General features: G+C 59.9%; 14 protein-coding genes. 2 read left to right on the top strand and 12 right to left on the bottom strand.

Annotation, left to right across the window (positions count from 1 at the left end; all coding sequences use genetic code 11):
- Positions 1 to 9 precede the first annotated feature (9 nt).
- From sorA to PMI38_RS03135, 12 genes are all read right to left on the bottom strand, one after another.
- The gene (gene sorA, locus PMI38_RS03190; RefSeq protein ID WP_008090581.1) at positions 10 to 1,251 is read right to left on the bottom strand and encodes a SorA family sulfite dehydrogenase catalytic subunit; all 1,242 of its coding nucleotides are present in this window, start codon (positions 1,249 to 1,251) and stop codon (positions 10 to 12) included.
- 594 nt (positions 1,252 to 1,845) lie between these two features.
- Positions 1,846 to 3,288: a dynamin family protein gene (locus PMI38_RS03185; protein WP_043272893.1), complete on the bottom strand. Its 1,443-nt coding sequence runs from the start codon at positions 3,286 to 3,288 to the stop codon at positions 1,846 to 1,848.
- A gap of 92 nt (positions 3,289 to 3,380) precedes the next feature.
- On the bottom strand, positions 3,381 to 4,112 hold the full coding sequence (locus PMI38_RS03180) for a hypothetical protein (RefSeq protein ID WP_157214837.1): 732 nt from the start codon (positions 4,110 to 4,112) through the stop codon (positions 3,381 to 3,383).
- 56 nt (positions 4,113 to 4,168) lie between these two features.
- Positions 4,169 to 4,534: a hypothetical protein gene (locus PMI38_RS03175; RefSeq protein ID WP_008090575.1), complete on the bottom strand. Its 366-nt coding sequence runs from the start codon at positions 4,532 to 4,534 to the stop codon at positions 4,169 to 4,171.
- Positions 4,535 to 4,541: 7 nt separating this feature from the next.
- The gene (locus PMI38_RS03170) at positions 4,542 to 7,184 is read right to left on the bottom strand and encodes a hypothetical protein (RefSeq protein ID WP_008090573.1); all 2,643 of its coding nucleotides are present in this window, start codon (positions 7,182 to 7,184) and stop codon (positions 4,542 to 4,544) included.
- A 38-nt stretch (positions 7,185 to 7,222) separates the two neighbouring features.
- Positions 7,223 to 7,792 carry a hypothetical protein gene (locus tag PMI38_RS26130; RefSeq protein WP_008090570.1) on the bottom strand — a complete coding sequence of 190 codons (570 nt, stop codon included), beginning with the start codon at positions 7,790 to 7,792 and terminating at the stop codon, positions 7,223 to 7,225.
- Positions 7,789 to 8,295, bottom strand: coding sequence for a hypothetical protein (locus PMI38_RS03160; protein ID WP_008090569.1), 507 nt, complete (start codon positions 8,293 to 8,295; stop codon positions 7,789 to 7,791). Before PMI38_RS03160 ends, PMI38_RS26130 begins: the two co-directional genes overlap by 4 nt.
- Before the next feature lie 68 nt (positions 8,296 to 8,363).
- Complete coding sequence (locus PMI38_RS03155) at positions 8,364 to 10,586, bottom strand: dynamin family protein (RefSeq protein ID WP_008090567.1); 2,223 nt, start codon at positions 10,584 to 10,586, stop codon at positions 8,364 to 8,366.
- Positions 10,587 to 10,596: 10 nt separating this feature from the next.
- A complete protein-coding gene (locus PMI38_RS03150; RefSeq protein ID WP_008090565.1) occupies positions 10,597 to 12,906 on the bottom strand; it encodes a dynamin family protein in 2,310 nt (769 codons plus the stop codon).
- A gap of 210 nt (positions 12,907 to 13,116) precedes the next feature.
- Complete coding sequence (locus PMI38_RS03145; protein ID WP_008090563.1) at positions 13,117 to 14,157, bottom strand: 5'-nucleotidase; 1,041 nt, start codon at positions 14,155 to 14,157, stop codon at positions 13,117 to 13,119.
- A gap of 43 nt (positions 14,158 to 14,200) precedes the next feature.
- Positions 14,201 to 15,286 carry a hypothetical protein gene (locus PMI38_RS03140; RefSeq protein WP_008090561.1) on the bottom strand — a complete coding sequence of 362 codons (1,086 nt, stop codon included), beginning with the start codon at positions 15,284 to 15,286 and terminating at the stop codon, positions 14,201 to 14,203.
- A gap of 83 nt (positions 15,287 to 15,369) precedes the next feature.
- A complete protein-coding gene (locus tag PMI38_RS03135) occupies positions 15,370 to 15,615 on the bottom strand; it encodes a hypothetical protein (RefSeq protein WP_008090559.1) in 246 nt (81 codons plus the stop codon).
- 360 nt (positions 15,616 to 15,975) lie between these two features.
- Between PMI38_RS03135 and PMI38_RS03130 the strand changes: the two genes are divergently transcribed.
- Together PMI38_RS03130 and adhP are read left to right on the top strand one after the other, a co-directional pair.
- The gene (locus PMI38_RS03130; RefSeq protein ID WP_008090557.1) at positions 15,976 to 16,854 is read left to right on the top strand and encodes a helix-turn-helix transcriptional regulator; all 879 of its coding nucleotides are present in this window, start codon (positions 15,976 to 15,978) and stop codon (positions 16,852 to 16,854) included.
- Positions 16,855 to 16,950: 96 nt separating this feature from the next.
- Entirely contained in the window at positions 16,951 to 17,961 is a 1,011-nt protein-coding gene (gene adhP / locus PMI38_RS03125; protein ID WP_008090554.1) for an alcohol dehydrogenase AdhP, read from the top strand.
- Positions 17,962 to 18,053 lie beyond the last annotated feature (92 nt).

The raw sequence follows: 18,053 nt of genomic DNA, 5'->3' as shown, positions 1-18,053 counted from the left end.
GCTACCCCCTCAGGCAATGGTCACGTGGGTTGTTTCCACGACGTTGCGGCGATAGCCGCCAGGATTCCAGTCGGCTCGCAGTGGCTGGGTTTCCCCCGCGTTACTGGACGCCCGCACCATCAGCTGTGTCGCGCCACGGTGGGCGAAGCTGATCGGCAGCGTCCACTCACGGAAGGAGAAGCGGCCAAGATCCTGCCCAAGTTCGGCAGCGCGCCACTGCTTGCCACCGTCGATCGAGACCTCCACTTTGCTGATGCCGGCACCACCATCGAAGGCAATGCCCTTGAGCACTACGGATTGCTCTAGCGGCAATACATCGCCGTGGCTAACGCTGGTGATGAAGCTGCGCACGGGCAACTTGGAAATCGGCCGTGTCTTGGCCGGCGTGGTGCCGGGGGCGACGCAGAGGCAGTCGTTGTCTGGCACGCGGTAGCCCTTCGCCATGAAGAACCCCTCATAGGTGTGGTCGAGCACTTCGATTTCACTCAGGTGCTTGACCCAATAGGTGCCGAAATAGCCCGGCACCACAAGGCGTATGGGGTAGCCGTTGAGGAAGGGTAATTCAGTCCCGTTCATGGACCAGGCAATCATGGGTTCCCCGTTCATGGCATGGTCGATATCCAGGGCCTTGGTGAAGTCCGGCGTGCTTGAAAGCACCGGTTTGTCGAGGCCGTCGAAGGTCACTTGCTTCGCCTCGGCTTTCACGCCTGCTTTTTCCAGGACGGTCTTGAGCGACACGCCGACCCAGCGGGCGTTGCCCATGGATCCATTGCCCAACTGGGCCCCGAATACGCGAGGCATCGAGAACGCTCGGCTGTTGCCCGAGCATTGGTTCACGGCCACCACCTCTATCGGTTCGGCGAGCGCCTTGAGCTCGGCAAGGGAAAGTGACAGGGATTTATCGACCGAGCCCTTGATCGTCAGGCGGTAGGTATCCGGGTCAATGCTGGTAGGAAAGTTGGCCAGGTGGTAACGGACAAAGAAAGCGTCATTCGGGGTGATGGGGCCCTCGTTGAAGATGCGGAACGGGGTTTCGAGATGCGGGGGGCGAGTGGTTACCAGCGTCAGAGGTCGCTTCTGCGGGTATTGCACCAAGGGCCGTGGGCCTGCGGTAACACTGACGTCCTCGGCGGGTTCTTCGGCCGCCTTGACCAGGCTGGCTAATGGACTGGTCGCCATTGCGAGGGCGAAGGCATCGCGCAGCACACGCCGGCGACTGAGGCGTGCGCCATCAATAAAACTGAGTTTCATCCAATATTCCCTTTGATTGCTTGGGATGCGTTTGATTGCCTCCCGCCAGGGAACAGGGGCGCGCATCCGGCTTTGCGTAACGCTTTATCGTTACCGAGCGATTCAGTATCCACATGTATCGCTAGGATGCTTTTCATTGGGCGTCATTGACTTCCCATTCGATGACAACAGAGGGCGGACCAGAAGGGTTTTGCCAACTCTCCGAGAATCCAGCGTGGTGCTTGCGTATAAGCATGCCGCTTGACTTCGCATGGCCGCATGACAGATTATTTTTCGATCCTGTCATTCCTGCGCGTGTTGGGGAGTGATGCAGAAGCCCGACATAGCGTCGGGCTTTTTCATTTTTGGGGACAGGAACACGGTTCAGGATGTGTTAATTGCTACGACGAACCAAAAGGAAGCTGTTCAGACTGCTGAAGAAGTGGTTCTTGTACATTTCCGTTGCAGGTGTAATGGGAACCTCCAGTCGTGTCATGGAACACATCTCATTGTGGAAGCCTTGGCACCTGGTCAAGAGCATTGTCGCGCATTGGGTCGTTACCTGAGGTCTGCGTGTAGAGGCCGGGCAACCCTGGCCTCATCCCTGCGGTTGCTTCAGGTGGCGGCTGCAAACTGTGCCCGATGATGGAAGTAGTAATCTTCGTAGCGGCTCTGCAGTAAAGACAGCGACAACAGCGTTGCAATGCGTTGTTCGATCCCATGTTCCCTGCACAGCACCGGCAGGCCACCTACCAGACAGGCGAAACTGCCGGTAAGCGCAGCCAGGGCCGATTCGTACGGTTCGCTGAGTTGTTGGTCAAGGTGTTGCTGCAGATCTTCGGTATCGTGCTCCAGGCGCTTGATTGTGCGCTGAGCGGTAGCAAAAAAGTTACTGACCGGAGTCAGCAAGTGCTTCATTTCAACCTGCCAGTAGTGTTTCCACCATTGAAACAACGGATGGCCTTTAGCGAGGGCGGGAACACTCCAGTGCTCGAGCGTTGCGGCATCGGTTGCCAACTGCTTGAGCCAGGTCTTTAACACCTTTTCGCGGATTTCGGCGGGTTTCAGGCCTATCAGCCGGTACATGTTCATGCCTGCCACGAACTCTCCACCGACACGTGCCTGGGCCAGCAGGCGTTTACCACGCTCAAGCAGTTGCGCGGACTCGAGCAGGTAGGGGGTGATGTCCCACTCAGCGGGCCAGCGTTTGAACGTTGCTGCCCATGGGTGGCTGTCGACAGGCTCCGGCGGGCGGCCCAGCGGGGCGAGCAAGCGATGCCAGAACTGATCGCGAAAACGCTGCAAGTCGCCGCCGGACATGACCGGGAAGTCTACGCAGAAAATGTCGAGCTCCAGCTCGCTCGCTGCGCGGTCAAGTTCCTCCCACAACCGGCAGGCCAGGTTTTGCGCGCGTTGTTTCAGGTGGGCCGCGTCCTTGTCGGGGCAGTGGGTGATGACCATCACCAATTTGGCCTGGCCCAGGAACCTGGCCTCGTCATCGGCTTCTGCCAGCGCCGACATGAAGTCTTTCAGGTGATCGGCGTTGGTCGCGCCGTCCAGCCGGGCGGCATGGGTCACGTAGACGAGGGCAAGGTTGTGGTGGCCGGTCATCTGCAACGCGGCGCGCTGCTCTGCGATCTCGTCGTCACCCGAATTCCAACCGGGTGTATCGATCAGGAACAGGCGCTTGGGGCGCTTGTCGTCGCTGTAGCCATCGCCTTCCGGCAAGACCAGCCGAGGCTCGTTGACCGTCAGGCGCAATCGGTGACACATCGGGTCCAGGTGAGCCAGTTCGTTGCGTTCCGGAAACTGAGCAAAGGCTTCGACAACTTCTGCCGCCGAGTAGTCATGCTCACGCTGGATCAGGGTCAGCGCCGGCGAATCGCCAAAGGTGATTTCCAATGGCAGTCGGGTCTGGCGCTCGCGTGAACTGATCGGCAGCAATGCCTCTGGAATCTGCTCGCCGAACAGTTCTCCCAGCAGGCGCGTCTTGCCGGCGGAAAACTCACCGACGAACCGGGCAGTCAGTACACCGTCCTCCACACCGCTGGTGCTCATCATTTGCTCAGTGAAGGACAGCAAGTGCTGCTGGACCCTCAGTGAACGGCTAAAGGCGATGTTTTGAGGTATTGCATTGGCAGTCATGGCATTCATACGCAGGAAGGTTCAGATAGCACGCTGATCAACTGATCGGCGTTCCAGACGATGCGTTCAGCGGCACCCTGCCAGCCGAGGCGACTCAGTGTGGCGAGTTGTTCAGGGTCCAGGCATTGCGTGACGAAATCGAGCAGCTCGGCGCGCAGTGAAACGTCAGTCAATACACCCTGTTTCCACTCATCGCCGGCTTGTACCAGGGCAATGAGGTTCGACAGCCCGCTGCGGCAAGCCTGGTACGCTGCACTGTTCTCCGACAGCAGCAACGGCACCAGCAACAGGTGATGGTTTTTCGGGCCCCAGTACTGCGGATCACCGCGCAGATCATCATGCAGTACGGCTGACACTGTCTCTTGAATCAACTGTTCGGCCTCCTGCGCAACGCGGGTCGGGACACGTGCGCCGATACGTTGCACGGTTTGCCAGAACATCGGCTGCGCCCGCAGCAAGTTCTGTCGGCACACGGTCAGGCCTTCATCGAGCGCATCATCGAGGATGCGGGCGTAGAGATGAATACGTGCACAGTCGAGCAGAAGCTGCTCTGTGCGCTCGCTCACCGGGCAATCGAGCCAGGGCTCGGCCAGCACGGCGAGAAATGCCGGGGCATGCTCGGCCACGGCCTGCAAGCGTTGAGCGGCATGGCGAGCGGCCGAGTTGCTGTCCGGCTGGTGGATGCGGCTGATGTCTTGCGACAGCTGTTGTTCAAGACGACTGACGATGTCTTGCATGCAGGTTCTCTTCTGTTCGCCTTGCGCGGGCAAGGCGAAAGGTTCGATGGTGTTCGTCATTGAGTGAAGAGGGACTTCAGATAAGTACTCACCACCTGATTGCCACTCCCCACGGGGCTTTCGCTTGGCTTCTTGGCCTTGGCGTCTTTTGGCGGCGTGGGCATCTGTTGAAGCAACTGCGCTTGCATCGCCGCGATCTCGGCCATCGTCTTCACCTGTACAGCCGTTGTCGCCAGTTGCCGCAGGAAGTCATCGCAATGGCGTTGCACGGTGTGTTCAAGCAACTGGCAGAGCTGCTTGTGTCGTGCCTCTTCCAGTGCCGCCCGGGCCTGCAATTCGGCCGCCGTGGCCGCCGACGATGACCCGTTCCGCGACTTTACGGCTTTCGATCGTGCTTTAGCGGAGGTATGGCGTTGCGTCATGGGGGGCTCAGTCATCAAGGTCCAGTACTCGGTTGTTTTCCAGCTCATCCTGCTCAAGGGCCTGATGCGATGCCGCTGTGCAGATCTCGATCGTGGAAGGTCCGACGATGCGCGCGAACACCCGCTGGCCGTGAAAATGGCCGAACAGGTCGAGGCGCTTCTTGAACAAGCCGGGTTCACCCTGTTTCAACATGCCGGTGTGCGCCTGCGGCGACTGGGAGTGATAGAGGTTGAACACACCCTCACTCGGCGCGCCGAGTTCGTGCCACTGCTCATAGTCACTGCCCTGGGCCACGATCGGCAGGAACGTGCCCTGGCGGACACGGCCCACGTAGTGGGCAAAGGGCGCTTCGTTGCCGGATTGGTCCTGGGTGCGATTGATCACCTTGACGGGGCTGCCCGGACACAGGCGCAACAAGCCTAATGCAACGCCCGTCTTGGCAGTGGGCGTGAACGGGTCCTGTTCACTGGCGGTGAGCGGTTCATGGATCACCAGCGACAGGCTCTGCTCGCTGAACAACTGATTGGCGTAGCGGTACACCCGTACCTGGGATTCGCTGCTGGGGGGCTCGGTGTGACGCTGGGTTTCAAGGGCTCTGAACAGGTCCAGCACGCGCTGTGATCGACTGGCATTGCCGGCCAACAGCACCTGGACCTGATCGGGCTTGTGCTTGGCAAACGCTTTTTCCAGTGCCGCCAGGAAATTGCACACGCCTTGCTCGACGCGCTGCTCCAGGTAGGCGTTGAGCGCGTCGGGGAGAATGGCCAGTTGGCAGGACACCTTCTGTCCGCTGCGATCCAGCAGGTCCAGGGTTTCGATGCCCGAAGTGTTCTCCAATGCGCCTTTTTCCCAGAGTGGGCGCAACCGGCTCATGAGCATGGCGGTATTGGTGGACGCCGCCTGGGTCTGTTGCAGGAACATCTCGCTGCCGGCGAATTCCTCGGCATCCAGTGGCCGGGTGAAGGCAATCTTCTTGTCGCGGCAAACATCCAGGTTGTGACGGAAAACCCGGTACGCCAGGTTTTCCAGCAGGTTTTCACCCCCGAGGAACTTGTCACCGGCCGCGCCGAAGTGCTCGAACACCTCTTCCTTGCCTTCGTCTTCTTCCTCGGGGGTGGGCAGGCGGTAGTAGCCAAAATCGAAATCGGTGGTGCCGCCGCCAAAGTCGAACACGGCGTAGGCAAAGCCCTCGATATCAGGCTTGATGCCAAGGCACGGCATGACGCCGGCTGCGTACGCGGCAGGTTCCGAGGCCCGTTCCTCTACAGCGAACTGGGCGAAAGCGCGCTCACCCACCAGCGTTGCCGGCAGGCTGCGCATCAGGCCGCGGCGGAACGAGGCGAGGATCTTGTCCTTGACCTCGCGCGGGTAGGCGACCGGGAATGTCATGTAGTAGCGCAGGAACAGACCGCGACCGCGCCAGTTGATATGCAGGCCCAGGAACCAGGCATACAGCTCGATCGGGTCAAACGGGTCTTGCGGGCTTACCTGCATGGCCTGGCCGCGTACCGGATTGCGCAAGGTCAGGGCGGCGAGTTCGTGCTCCATGCCCTGAGGTTCTTGCCGATCGCTCAGGCGAACGCGTGGCGAGGTGCTCTCGCGCAAGGCCCATTGCTTGATCTTGGCCAGGATGCTGGCGACCACGCGAGGGTCGCTGTTGTTGTCGCGCAGCGACTGCTGAGCGGCATGGGAATAGCGGACCTGGTCCCAGCTGACGCCGGGGCGGAAGGTATCTTTGTGCCAGGCTTCGAGCAGGTCGGGGAAATGGATGAACTCCAGCAGCGTCGGGTTCTCGTAGTGCTCCGCGCGCTCCTGCTGCCAATAGTCACTCAGTCCGACCCGCAACAGCTTGTGCTGGTCGTTGTCGTCGTAGGCCACCACGGTGCTGTTGGTGCCGAAGTCGATGGCGACGTTGCTATCGCGCACATCCAGCGCAGGGTTGCGGGCACGGACACCTTGCCGGGCCAGCAGCGCTTCGTCCATGCCCCAGAATTCCCACAGGCCCTTGTTCGGATCGGTGAACTGGAGGGTGTCCAGCTTGGGCAGGCGGGCGGAGATGTAGTCGACATCCAGGTACGCGGCCATCAGGTCAGGCTCGTCCTGCAGCATGTTCAGATCCAGCGGCCTTTCCTGGGCAGTGCAGTCGCGCAATTGCCAGCCTCGGCGTAGCGCCTCGGCCACGATTTCGACGTTGCTCTTGGCTACCAGCGCCTCATTGCAGGGCATCAGCGCGCCCGGGCGGTAGTTGACCAACCCGAGTGTGTCGAGGTCGACATTGCCGTCGGCAGACAACCAGTCGTACTTGTCCTTCAGACGATTCTTGATGCCCTTGCGCAATGGGTTGGCGGTCGTTTTGGCGAACGCGGTGAGTTCGAGCTTGGTGGGCAAGCGCCAGTTCGACAGTTTGCCGTCCCGTGACGCGGCAGCTGCTTTTGCGCCTTCGTCGACCTCGAATGTTTTGCCCATATCCGCGCAGGTATCCCATAGCAGCCGGGTGTGGCTGTCAAAGATCATGGACTTCTCTTTGGCGCCGTTGACCTGCACCCACCAGTACGGTTGCTTGTCCAAGGTTTCAGCGATGATTTTGGTAAGCGTTGAGATGAAACGCTTGTACAGGAAGTCGGGGATGTTTTTTTCCGGGGTGTCCATGGGAAGGTGTCCTTGATCGGCAGAATTCGAGCGTGCTTCTAGGTGCGAACCAGTGGCTTGCGCTGCAGTTGTCCGGCGGCATTGCGCAAGCCGGGTAGCCATTGCGCGCTCACGGTGTCGCCATGCAGCGTTCCACGCTGGTGGCACAGCGGGTCGAAGGGCGTGCCAGCCGCGACGCTGTGCAGGCTGGCCTGGTGCTCCTGCCAGATGAGGTTGTGCAGCGCCAGGCAGCGCATCAGGATGTTCTGCTCGGTGGTCGAAGCGTCGCGCTGCTCGTCCTTGCAGCGTGTGGCCAGGCAGTCCCAGAGCAGCAATAGCCGATCCCATTGCGAGGCGATGGCGATCAGCCGCACCAACTGGCGCTCCTCCGGCTCCTCTGCGCTGAACCAGGCGTGCTTCAGGACCGCGTCCTGGGTGATCCAGTCAAGCAGCTCACGCTCAGGGCCGAACGCCTGGGGCTCGGCAGCTGCGAGGGCTGTCGTGGCGGATGGCGTGCAAAGTTGGCGGACTGCCTGCTGCACCTGTTCATCGCTCGCCAGCAGCGTCAGCAGGGTGGTGCGAACGGTGGTGTCCAGCGCGGGCGCGGTGTGCTGTGGTTCTTCGATCATGCCGAGGCCTTCAGCACCGACTGCATCGAGCGGCGAACGGTGAGGGGGTAGGGCAGTCGGTGACAGAACGCAATGACGCTGCCGCGGGCTTCCTCGGACAATTGCAGGAAGCGCTGCTTCATGGACGTCACCAGCAACGCATCCGGTTCATTGTAGGGTGAAGGAATTTGCGGAATCTGGCTGCTGCCAGCCAGCATGGCCAACTCGTCGGGACGCACGGTATTCCAGAAGTTGTGATAGATGATCGGCAGATAGACGGTCAGCAAGTCGATGCTTACGCAAGTGCCTTGTTTTACCTGTTCGCGCAGCTGCTTGTTTTCCCGCCGCAGTTGCTGCACCTCGTGCAGCCCAATGCGCTGTTCGAGGGCCTGTGTACGTTCGGCCAGCATATCGAGGTAGCGGAACACGACCGCTGACTGCGTGGATGAGCCGAGAAAGTGCTCCAGTTGCTCGGAGGGTGCGACGCCTGGCGCCTGCCTGGCTGATGAGTTTTCGGACGTCATGCAATGTTCTACTCGGACGAATTCGCAAAGCGCCCGCTTCCCCTGGCAGAGGAAGCGGGCGGGCCTGTTCAGTGCAGCGTATCCAGGGTGCGCTGCAGTGCCTGTGCCTGTTCAGCCAGAATCACCAGCGTCGCCTGCTTGTCCTGAGCGCTGGCCTGGGCCTGTTCGGCAAGCAGGTCAATGTCCTGCAGCCGTTCGTTGAGCAGCGCTTCGACGCGGTCCTCCCAGTAGCTTCGCACCCGGTTGTGCAACAGTTCGTCCATGGCCGAGGCTTGGCGGTCGAAGCTCTGTAGCCACTGGGTCCGGGCTTTTTCACTGCTGCGCTGCAACTGATTGAGGCGATTTTGCTGCTGTTGTTGCAGGGCTTCGCGATGCTTCTGTTCGGCGTGCTGCTTGAGTTGTTCAAGCTCGCCCAGCAGGCGCGCCTGCTCTTTCTGGCTGTGCTCCAGTGCCCACCCCGTCAGTTGCCGCTCATTGGCGATGTCTTCGTTGCGGGACAAGGCCCGGCGCAGCGCCTGACGTTGCAGCTCCAGTTCGGCGAGGGCCGCTTCGCGCTCGGCCATCGCCTGCGGATCCACTACCTCGATTTCCATCTGGCCACTCAGCGCTTGGCCCATGCGCTCGCCCCAATAGCCGAGCGAGAGCATTTCCAGGCCGCCGAGCTTTTCCATGATCGGTTGCGGAACGCCTCTGACCGAGGTCTTGCCTTGCTGGACACCTTTGACAACCCTGACCGTGGTGCTGACGGCCTTGGCCACCTTGGCGCCCTTGCCGACCAGCGCCGCCACCTTGGCCCCCACAATGGTCGGGTTGACGAACATCAGTCCGATGTCTGCTACTTCGCCCACCAGTCGTCCAATGAAGGCGCCATTGCCATTGCCTGTCTGCTGTACGGTCATCGGCAGTGGTTGGGAGGCCAGGGCTTGCTGTTGCAGCGTCAGCGCGTGCAGGGTCTGTGCGTGCTCATCCATGTCGTGGACCTGCAGCGAAACCTGCTTCTGGCAGATGGCCTGCTCGGTGTCCTGTTGTTCGGTCAACGCCTGCTGCAACTGGGTCAGGCGACCGATATCGATGAAGTCTTCTGCTGCAACCGGTTCGGGAACGGGCAGGCGCAGGTTGAGTTCCACGATATCTGCCGCTGGCAGCTCAAGGGCGCCATAGTGCTGTGAAAGCTCGCAGAACTGGCTGGCGATAGTGCGGATGGCAGCATCCAGTTGTTGGCCACCGACCTGACCGAAATGCGCCCATTCGGTTTCGTCAGACAAGTTCGCAGCCTGCTCGTCGAGTTGCTGAACCAGCTGCTGGCGTTGCTGGCGCACGCTGGCGCCAGCTTGCTGGCTGAGGCGAGAACGATCGGCTTGCTGTTCGCCGTAGAGGTTGGACTTGAAATCGGCCAGGCGCTGTTTTCGCTCGATCAGCTCCTGGTGCAGGGCCTGGGCCTGCTGTTCCGACTCGACTTCGCAGGCGCGCTGCTGTTCGGCGTTATGCCCGAGTGCGTTTTCCAGTACCGGTCGCAGCTCTGCCTGGAAACGGCGCAGGCGGATGCTCTGCAGATCGTCCCGAGCGCGCTCGACGAAGTCGAGAATATCCTCGCGCCCAAGGCCGTCGTGGTGGCTGGTGGCCAAGCGCACCCGCAGGCCGGCAGCGCGTTCGATCTGCTGGGCCCACTGTTCGAGCGACGGGGCTTTCTCGCCCCGCGCAATGGCCGCTTCGACTTCATCCCAGTGGGTGACCAGCACTTTTACCCGTTTGCCGGCCTGCTGAATGATCTGCAGCGTTTCCATGTCGGCGGCAGAGGGGCCACGAGGGCTCAGCAGATAGAGCACCGCATCGGCGTGACGAACCTGGGTCAAGGTGTACTCACGATGGTGCGCAGAGGTACTGCCCAAGCCCGGCAGGTCGATGATCGACACACCCTTGAGCCAGGGCTGAGGCAGATTCAGCACGGCACAGACGGCGCCTTCGGGCGCATGGGTGGTGACGTGTGCAAATTGCGCGTCATCCAGTGGCAACTGGCTGCCGTCCGGACCGATCAAGGACATGCTCCGCTCGGCAGCATACTCGATGAATGTGGGCAGGGCGGTGGTCTCTTCGAGTGCGGTCTGCAGCAGTGGCGCCTGCAGCAGCATGTTCAACAGGCTGCTTTTACCGACCGAAAAGCCGCCCAGCAGTACCAGGCGCAAGGGGGTATTGGCGTGCAGGACGTCGGCGGCGAGGGCTTCGACCGGCGCTTGCCAGTCGCTTGGCAGGCTGGACAGCAGTTCGCTGAAAAATGCAGTGGGCTCGGACATGGTCGTTCCTTCAGGCTTTCAGAGCGTTCTGGGTGAGGGTCATCAGGTCGTCGACTTCCTTGCTGGCCTGCTCCAGGCGAGCCTTGCGCTGGGCGACATCCAGCTTGCCCTGTTCGAGTAGCGAATGGATTTCCCGACGCTTCTCCAGCTTGGCGTTCAGCGGTTCGAGGAATTGCTCCTCCACGCAGTCCTGCAGGGCCTGCATCTGGTCAGCGAAGACTTTATGGACAGCCTCCTTCACATGATTTTCCAGATGGCGAATGCGCTGCTCCAGCTGGCCAGCGGTGTTCTTGATCAGTCGCGCAGTGGTGTCCCTGATCAGTTGGCCTTCGGCGGCTTGGGATTGTTGTTCGAACTGCGCTTTCTTCTTCTCGAATGTAGCCACTTCGCGCTCGTACTTCTTCTGGGCCTTTTCCAGCGACATGCGCATGCCTGTCTTGCGCTCTTCCTCGGCGACTATCTGCTCAAGACGTTGCTCTTTGTCCGCCAGCGTCGCCGTCAGTTTGTCCCGCTCCTCCTTCCAGGCCTCCACGTTGCTGTGGTCCATGTACTGCACATCACCATAAGTATCGTCGCTGTACATGCCGCCTTTTTTCACCCGTTCACGGCGTGAAGACATCTTAGGGCTTGGCTGTCCGCCCAGGTTGTCGTGCATGCGTTCGGCACGCGCCAGGGCCTGACGTGCCAGATCCAGTTGGCCACTGTTGGCCGCGTATTTCGACATGTCGCCTTCAATGCTGTCGATCTGCTCATGACGAGAGGCAATTTCCTGCTCCAGGGCCATGGCTTGCTGGTGGTGCTGCTCGATCGCACTGAAGTCGAGGTTGAACTGGGTATCGAGCGATGGCACGTGAACATCCATCTTGCCCATCTCCGAGCGGAGTCGGCCCGCATGCTTTTCCATCTGTTTGCTGTAGTTGACACTCAACCCGTCAAGCGCCTTGGTCAGCTCCTGCTTCTGCTGATTCCAGACATCGCCGACCTGTGCCGAGATGGCCTGGAACTGCTCGTGCAGATCCTCCGGCAGGGTCACGGTCGTGACCCGCTTCTTGATCTGCCGCTCTACGTACACTGCATCAACCTGGTTCTCGATATCGGCTTTGAGCTCGGCCAGCGGACTGATCAGTTCGCGCTGGATCTTTTCCACCAGCGCTCGCGCCGCACGTTCGTGCTCTTCACGCGAGTCCCGTGCAACAGCTTCAGATTCTTGCTTCAGCAGTTGGGTTTCCAGGTCGAACTGGGCCACTTCGCGGGCCCGCTCTTGAAGGGACTTGTCCGACTCCAATTGTTGCAACTCGTCTTGCAGTGTCTCCGCCAGTTGCAGCTGGATGTGCGACATCTGTTGCATCGGCTTGCTGTAGATCTGCTCCAGCGCTTCACCGCTGGTGAACATTTCAGCGATACGCACAGACAGTGCTTCGATACCCGACTGCGAGCGTTTATCCGGATCGCTGTCCATGGCCCAATGGGCGCTGACCGGGATCAGGTGGTTGCGGTCGGTCAACAGCTTGAACTCTTCGTCGTCCTTCAGGTGCCGGCGGAAATTCTGCCGCACGACATCAAGCTTTTCCTGAATGCGCTGGTCTACGGGCACGCGGCGCTCACGCGAATCGTCGGGTGCCAGCACCTTGTCCCACCAGCCGATGACCGTGACGAATTTACGGAAGTTGTTGCGCAAGGTATCGGTCAGGAACGCCCATTCCGTTGCGGCACCACCGAGCTGCGTGGTGTTTTGCACCCACAAGGCAATGTGGGCTTCGGCAATGGCTTTGCGGGTAATGGCTTCGTGATGCTTGATGACCGTTTCCAGGCCGGGTGTATCCACCAGTACCAAGCCCTTTTCGAGCAAGGGGTGGTCCATGAACGCTTCGATGTAGTCGAGCGTCTGCCGAACATCGGCGTGGCTTTCATCCAGTTCGGTACCCCAGCGCTCGAGTGCCAGATCATCGCTCCAGGGCACTTCCTGCACCGGTCTTCCATCCTGGAAGTGGATACGAATGAAGCGCTCGCTGCGATCGGCAGGCAGCATGCGGATGAAGGTGTTGATGGCGGTGGTGGCTTGCAGGGCGGTCGGCAGCAGCTCGATACCCAGCAGTGCGTTCACAAGGCTCGACTTGCCACGTGAAAACTCGCCGAGCACGACCAGGCGAATGGCATCGGCATTCAGTGCATCGAGCAACTCGGCAAAACGGGCATGCGAGGTCCGCAGCTTCTCGCTACCGAACTCTTCGAACAGGCTCTGGGTGCGGCTGAGGAAATCCTTGGCGACATTGATTTTTTGCTGACGTTGTTCGAGGCCTTGGGTCAGTACATTGGTCATGGAAGGGCGTTCTCTTGAAGGCTGACGGCCTGATAGGTGTGCCTGAAGTTGAAATGAGGTTTCAGCGAGTAGGGCACTATTGGGCGGATTGAGTATGTCGACGGCACATTTCGGCGAGACCTAGGTGCTGTATTGGATCCAGATCATGAATTTATGGCTTTTTGATATCAACTGTCTATTCAACTTGCGACACCGAACTCTTTTAGTTGATCAAGAACTGCTTACGCCTTGAGTGACTACTGTGTGTGCTGGCGCAACATCGCCCGCTTTATCACCTGTCGCCGCTTGTTCCGCGTATTCAGCTTGCACATCCGGGTTCCCAAGCGCCTTGTTCGCCACCCCAAATGGCACGTGCACCATCGGCAAATCCCCTGCGGCGGACATCAAGTGGCTGCGCTGGTCATCGAAGAACATGTGCGGCTTGAGAATCGACAGCACCCGGTCTTTTTCCATGCCGCCCAGAAAGAACGATTCATCCGGCGAAACGCCCCAATTCTTGAGCGTCGTTACCACCCGCTCATGGGAGGGTGCATTGCGCGCCGTGACGATGGCGATGCGCAGAATGCGTTTGTAAGTCGGGTCCTGCGCCAGCTTGCGGTCTTCGAGCTGGCGGATCAGCGAGAGCTTGCGGTAAAGGTCCGCCAGTGGCCCTGGCTGGTGTGGAATGGTCTTGCGTGCCTGTTCATGGGCCTGGAATTCGGTCAGGTCGAGGCGCTGCTTGTACACGCTTTCCGCTTCGTCATCGGCAATCACGCCATCGAAGTCGAAGGCCACGCGCAACTCCGTATCGATCTCGTCATCGTAGATACGTGTCGGCAGTACCAGGCCGGCCGGGTAATTGGCATCGATGGCGCGTTGCACGTCGCCTTCATGGGCACTTAGAAACAGTGATGCATTGAAGGCGGGAATGTATTCGTAGGGCGAACGGCCGGACATGAACGCCGCACGGGTAATGTCCAGGCCGTAGTGGTCGATCGAGCGAAACACCCGCAGCCCGGTTTCCGGGGAATTGCGCGAGAGCAGTACCACTTCCACCGGCAATTGCTCGGGGAAGGCCTTGTTGATGCTCAGAAAGCGGCGGATGAACGGAAAAGCGACGCCCTTGGGGAAGGGGACGTCGAGGTGCTCTTGCTGGTGCAGTCGATAGGCATCGACGCCTTCGGACTGGTAGATGGCGTCGGAGTCGGTCAGGTCGAACAGGGCGCTGGAGGCGACGCCGACGACGAGTTTCTGTTCGATGGGGTAGGGCATGAGAGGCTTCTCTTGCTGAGTTCCAGTTTAGATAAACACAGCGTCACGACGAATGCGTCAACGCTTTAGTGAACAACCGGAAGACTTCACCCGGGCTGACCTCGACGCTTGGCCGCTCACCCTGCCGTTGCGATCCTTCCCATGTTGCTTCGGCGCAGAGTCCGGAGCCATAGCTCGACCCGCGCGGGTCGATACCCGGGGCGCTGAAGGAAAGCATCAGGCCAAGCATCAGGTTTTCCCGCAGCCCACCCCGTGGAACGTAGTTGGCCGACTTGGCGAGCGCCGCGAACAGCCTGTGCAGGAATGCGCCCAGGTGTTCGATGTCCTCGTCCGTTGCAACTTCGGGGTAGCGGCAGTAAAGCGCAACATGGCAGGTCGACTTGCCACTGATGGGTGACGGCGGGTTGTGCAAGATATCCGTCGGCATTTTCTCAACGTTGAAACTCAGTCGCGTGGTTGAGTAATCCTGCAAGTCGCTAGTCTGGAAATAAGGAATCGTCTGTGATGGGGTTCCGAGTTTTTCATGCGTTACCAATGTCACGTCGACGCCAAATCCCATTTGTACGAGCTGGGCCAACAGGTCTTGCACCATTGCCGCGATATCGCGGCGATAGGTGCTGTTAGGCTCCCCTTGATACTCCCTGTGGGGCCCCTCGATGTCTTGCACTTCATCCAGTAGGCGCAGCAGTCTGCCGCGCGGCATGGCATAGAAATACTGCCAGTCTTGAACCCAGCGTTCCCGTTCAAAGTCGACTGTTGGCGTGGCGGTGATGCGCGCGGCTGAGCGTTCCTCATGCAAGGCATCGACCTGTTTCTGCAGTTGCCTGACTTGCGTCGTGAGGTCTTTTTCACGGCGCGAGAGCCTTTCGCGCAAGCCCAGGCGCAGCTTTGCAATCTGGGTCTGCCCCGGTACCGGGGGTGCGAACCGTGCCACAGCAGGGCGAGGGCGAATGTCCCCCAGTACGTGATCGCACCAGCTTGCGAAGGTGGTGTGCTGCCCATTTGCCTTTGGCAGTCTTTTGCTGAGCTTGCTCAGGGTGCTGTCATCGATTTTGCTGCAATCGAGCAATACGTCATAGCGTTCGAGAATGCTCAGCTGAACCTGTTGAACGAGCGTGTTGCGGTCCATGCAAAATGACTCCGTGGCAGTAGTAGGGCAGCTACGCCAGTCTACTGGGCGGTCAAAACAATGGCTACTGGCCATGATCGTGCTCAGGCTTCCGGGACCAGCCCCAGCAGCAGCTGGACCTGACGTTGCAGTTGGCTCACATGCTCCCGTTGGGCGCGAAGCTCGGAGCGCAGCTCGCTGTTTTCCTGTTGGTGGATCCGCGCGGTGCGCTCCAGCTCACGATCACTTTTCAGCAAATTCCAGATATCTCCCATCCGGGCGTGTTGCAGGCCTTGCACCAGCAGGCAGGTGCCGGTGACGCCCAGCAAAGTGATTTCGAGTGCTTCCATGGTGAGGCTTCCTGAGTAGTGGCTTATTGCCGGCAACCAGAAAGATATGTCTAGTGAGGCGACATGTCTATAGTGGTGACTTGTACAGGTAAATGATTGGTACAGGTTGAGCAGGGTTCGTGGCGAGCCGTTTGCCAGAGGGAGAAGGCGTTTTGATATCGCAGGGCGCGGCGTAGTGGCCGAATACCGTGGCTTGGGCATGCTGGAGGGCCTTTGCCCCTCTGCCTGGCGCGTGGTGCATGGATGTGTCTATTTATTTTACAGGTGAGCTGCAACTTGCTTTGCGCCTTGGCAGACACGTAGGATTTGACGACACGTCATTTGACTGAGCAGATATGGCTGCTCCTTACAGGATCCTGGATGAAACGCGCCCAACACATGCAGCAAACCCGCTGGGACCTGGCCTTGCGCTACCAGCTGATCGAAACGGTGGTCTGGTGGGAGGGGCGACTGACGACCAACCACTTGATGCAGAGCTTCGGTATCAGCCGGCAGCAGGCTTCCAAGGACATCAATACCTACATCACCGACTACGCGTCGGAGAACCTGGTCTACGACAAGCAGATAAAAGGCTACGTGCCTACCGAAGCGTTCAAGCCGCTGTTCATCGATGACAGCGCCAGTGCCTACCTGGATCTGCTCAACCAGAACAACGCGCGTGCGCCGCATATCGAAGGCCTGGCCTTGGCCTATGGGCACACTGAAGTGCTCAAGGTTCCTGACCGGTCGGTGCAGCCCGAAGTGCTGCGACCGTTGCTCAAGGCCTGCCGGGAGAAACGGCGCCTGGATATCGACTATGTGTCCTTCAATAGCCCGGAACTGGAGGGGCGTACCATCGCACCGCATACCCTGGTCTACACCGGGATGCGTTGGCATGTGCGGGCGTACTGCGAGAAGAACCGCAAGTACCGCGATTTCGTACTCAGTCGTTTCCGCGGTGTACCGCTGCTGCGCGATGAAGTCACCGAGAATGGCATGGAACACGATACGGAATGGAATTCGCAGATCGATGTGATCTTCAAACCGGACGAGCGCCTGACGCCCGCGCAACGGGCCATTATCGAAGTCGACTACGGCATGCTCGAGGGGCGTCTCGTGGTGCCGAGTTCATTGGCGTTGGCCAAGTATGTCGTCCGCCGCTTCCACGTAAGTCCCAGTGTTCATGACGCCAGGCCCGAGGCCCAGCAACTGGTGCTGGCCAATCTGGCCGAACTCAAGCCGTGGTTGAGCCTGGACTGAGCGGCCGCTTTTTGACCTGAAGCAATCCCTTCGCCCAAATCGCCTCTATGCTGAACCCTTCAACTCAAGCTCACTCAGGTAAACAAGGAGGCATTCATGAAAGCTGCAGTTGTTGCCAAAGGGCGTCGCGTCGAGGTGGTGGAAAAGACACTGCGGCCGCTGGCGCACGGTGAAGCGTTACTGAAAATGCAGTGCTGCGGCGTATGCCACACGGACTTGCATGTGAAAAACGGCGATTTCGGTGACAAGACCGGCGTGGTCCTGGGCCATGAAGGCATTGGCGTGGTGGTCGAGGTCGGACCAGGTGTGACTTCGCTCAAGCCGGGCGACCGGGCCAGTGTGGCCTGGTTCTACCAGGGCTGCGGGCACTGCGAATACTGCAACAGCGGCAATGAGACGCTGTGCCGCGAAGTGAAGAACTCCGGTTATACCGTGGACGGCGGCATGGCCGAGGCCTGCATCGTGGTGGCGGATTATGCGGTAAAAGTGCCGGACGGCCTCGATTCGGCAGCGGCCAGCAGCATCACCTGCGCCGGGGTGACCACTTACAAGGCCGTGAAATCGTCCAATATCCGCCCGGGGCAATGGATCGCCATCTATGGCCTTGGCGGCCTCGGCAACCTCGCCCTGCAATACGCGAAAAACGTCTTCAATGCCCGGGTCATTGCGATTGATGTCAATGATGAACAGCTGGCGTTTGCCCGTGAGATGGGCGCCGACCTGGTGCTCAATCCTCGCAGCGAGGATGTGGCGAAGGTCGTTCAGGAAAAGACCGGTGGCGCACACGCCGCCGTGGTGACGGCAGTATCGAAAAGCGCCTTCAACTCGGCGGTCGATGCGCTGCGAGCAGGTGGGCGGCTGGTTGCCGTAGGCTTGCCGTCTGAAGCCATGAGCCTGGACATCCCGCGCCTGGTGCTCGATGGCATCGAAGTGGTGGGGTCATTGGTCGGTACTCGGCAAGACCTGATCGAAGCCTTCGAGTTCGCCGCGCAAGGCAAGGTGGTGCCGAAGGTGACGCTGCGTCCGGTCGAAGACATCAACGACATTTTCGAAGAGATGCTGGAAGGGAAGATCAAGGGCCGCATGGTGATCAACTTCGAAGGCTGAGCAGTGAAGCCTGCACGATCTCTGTGGCAGCCCTGTGGCAGCCCTGTGGGAGCCGACTTGAGGGCGCATCCTGCTAGAGGCCACGGGCGGCT

It is taken from the genome of Pseudomonas sp. GM84 (assembly GCF_000282535.1).
GTDB lineage: Bacteria > Pseudomonadota > Gammaproteobacteria > Pseudomonadales > Pseudomonadaceae > Aquipseudomonas.
Note: the sequence above shows the minus strand (reverse complement) of the source record. Positions and strands in the feature narration are given on the sequence as shown.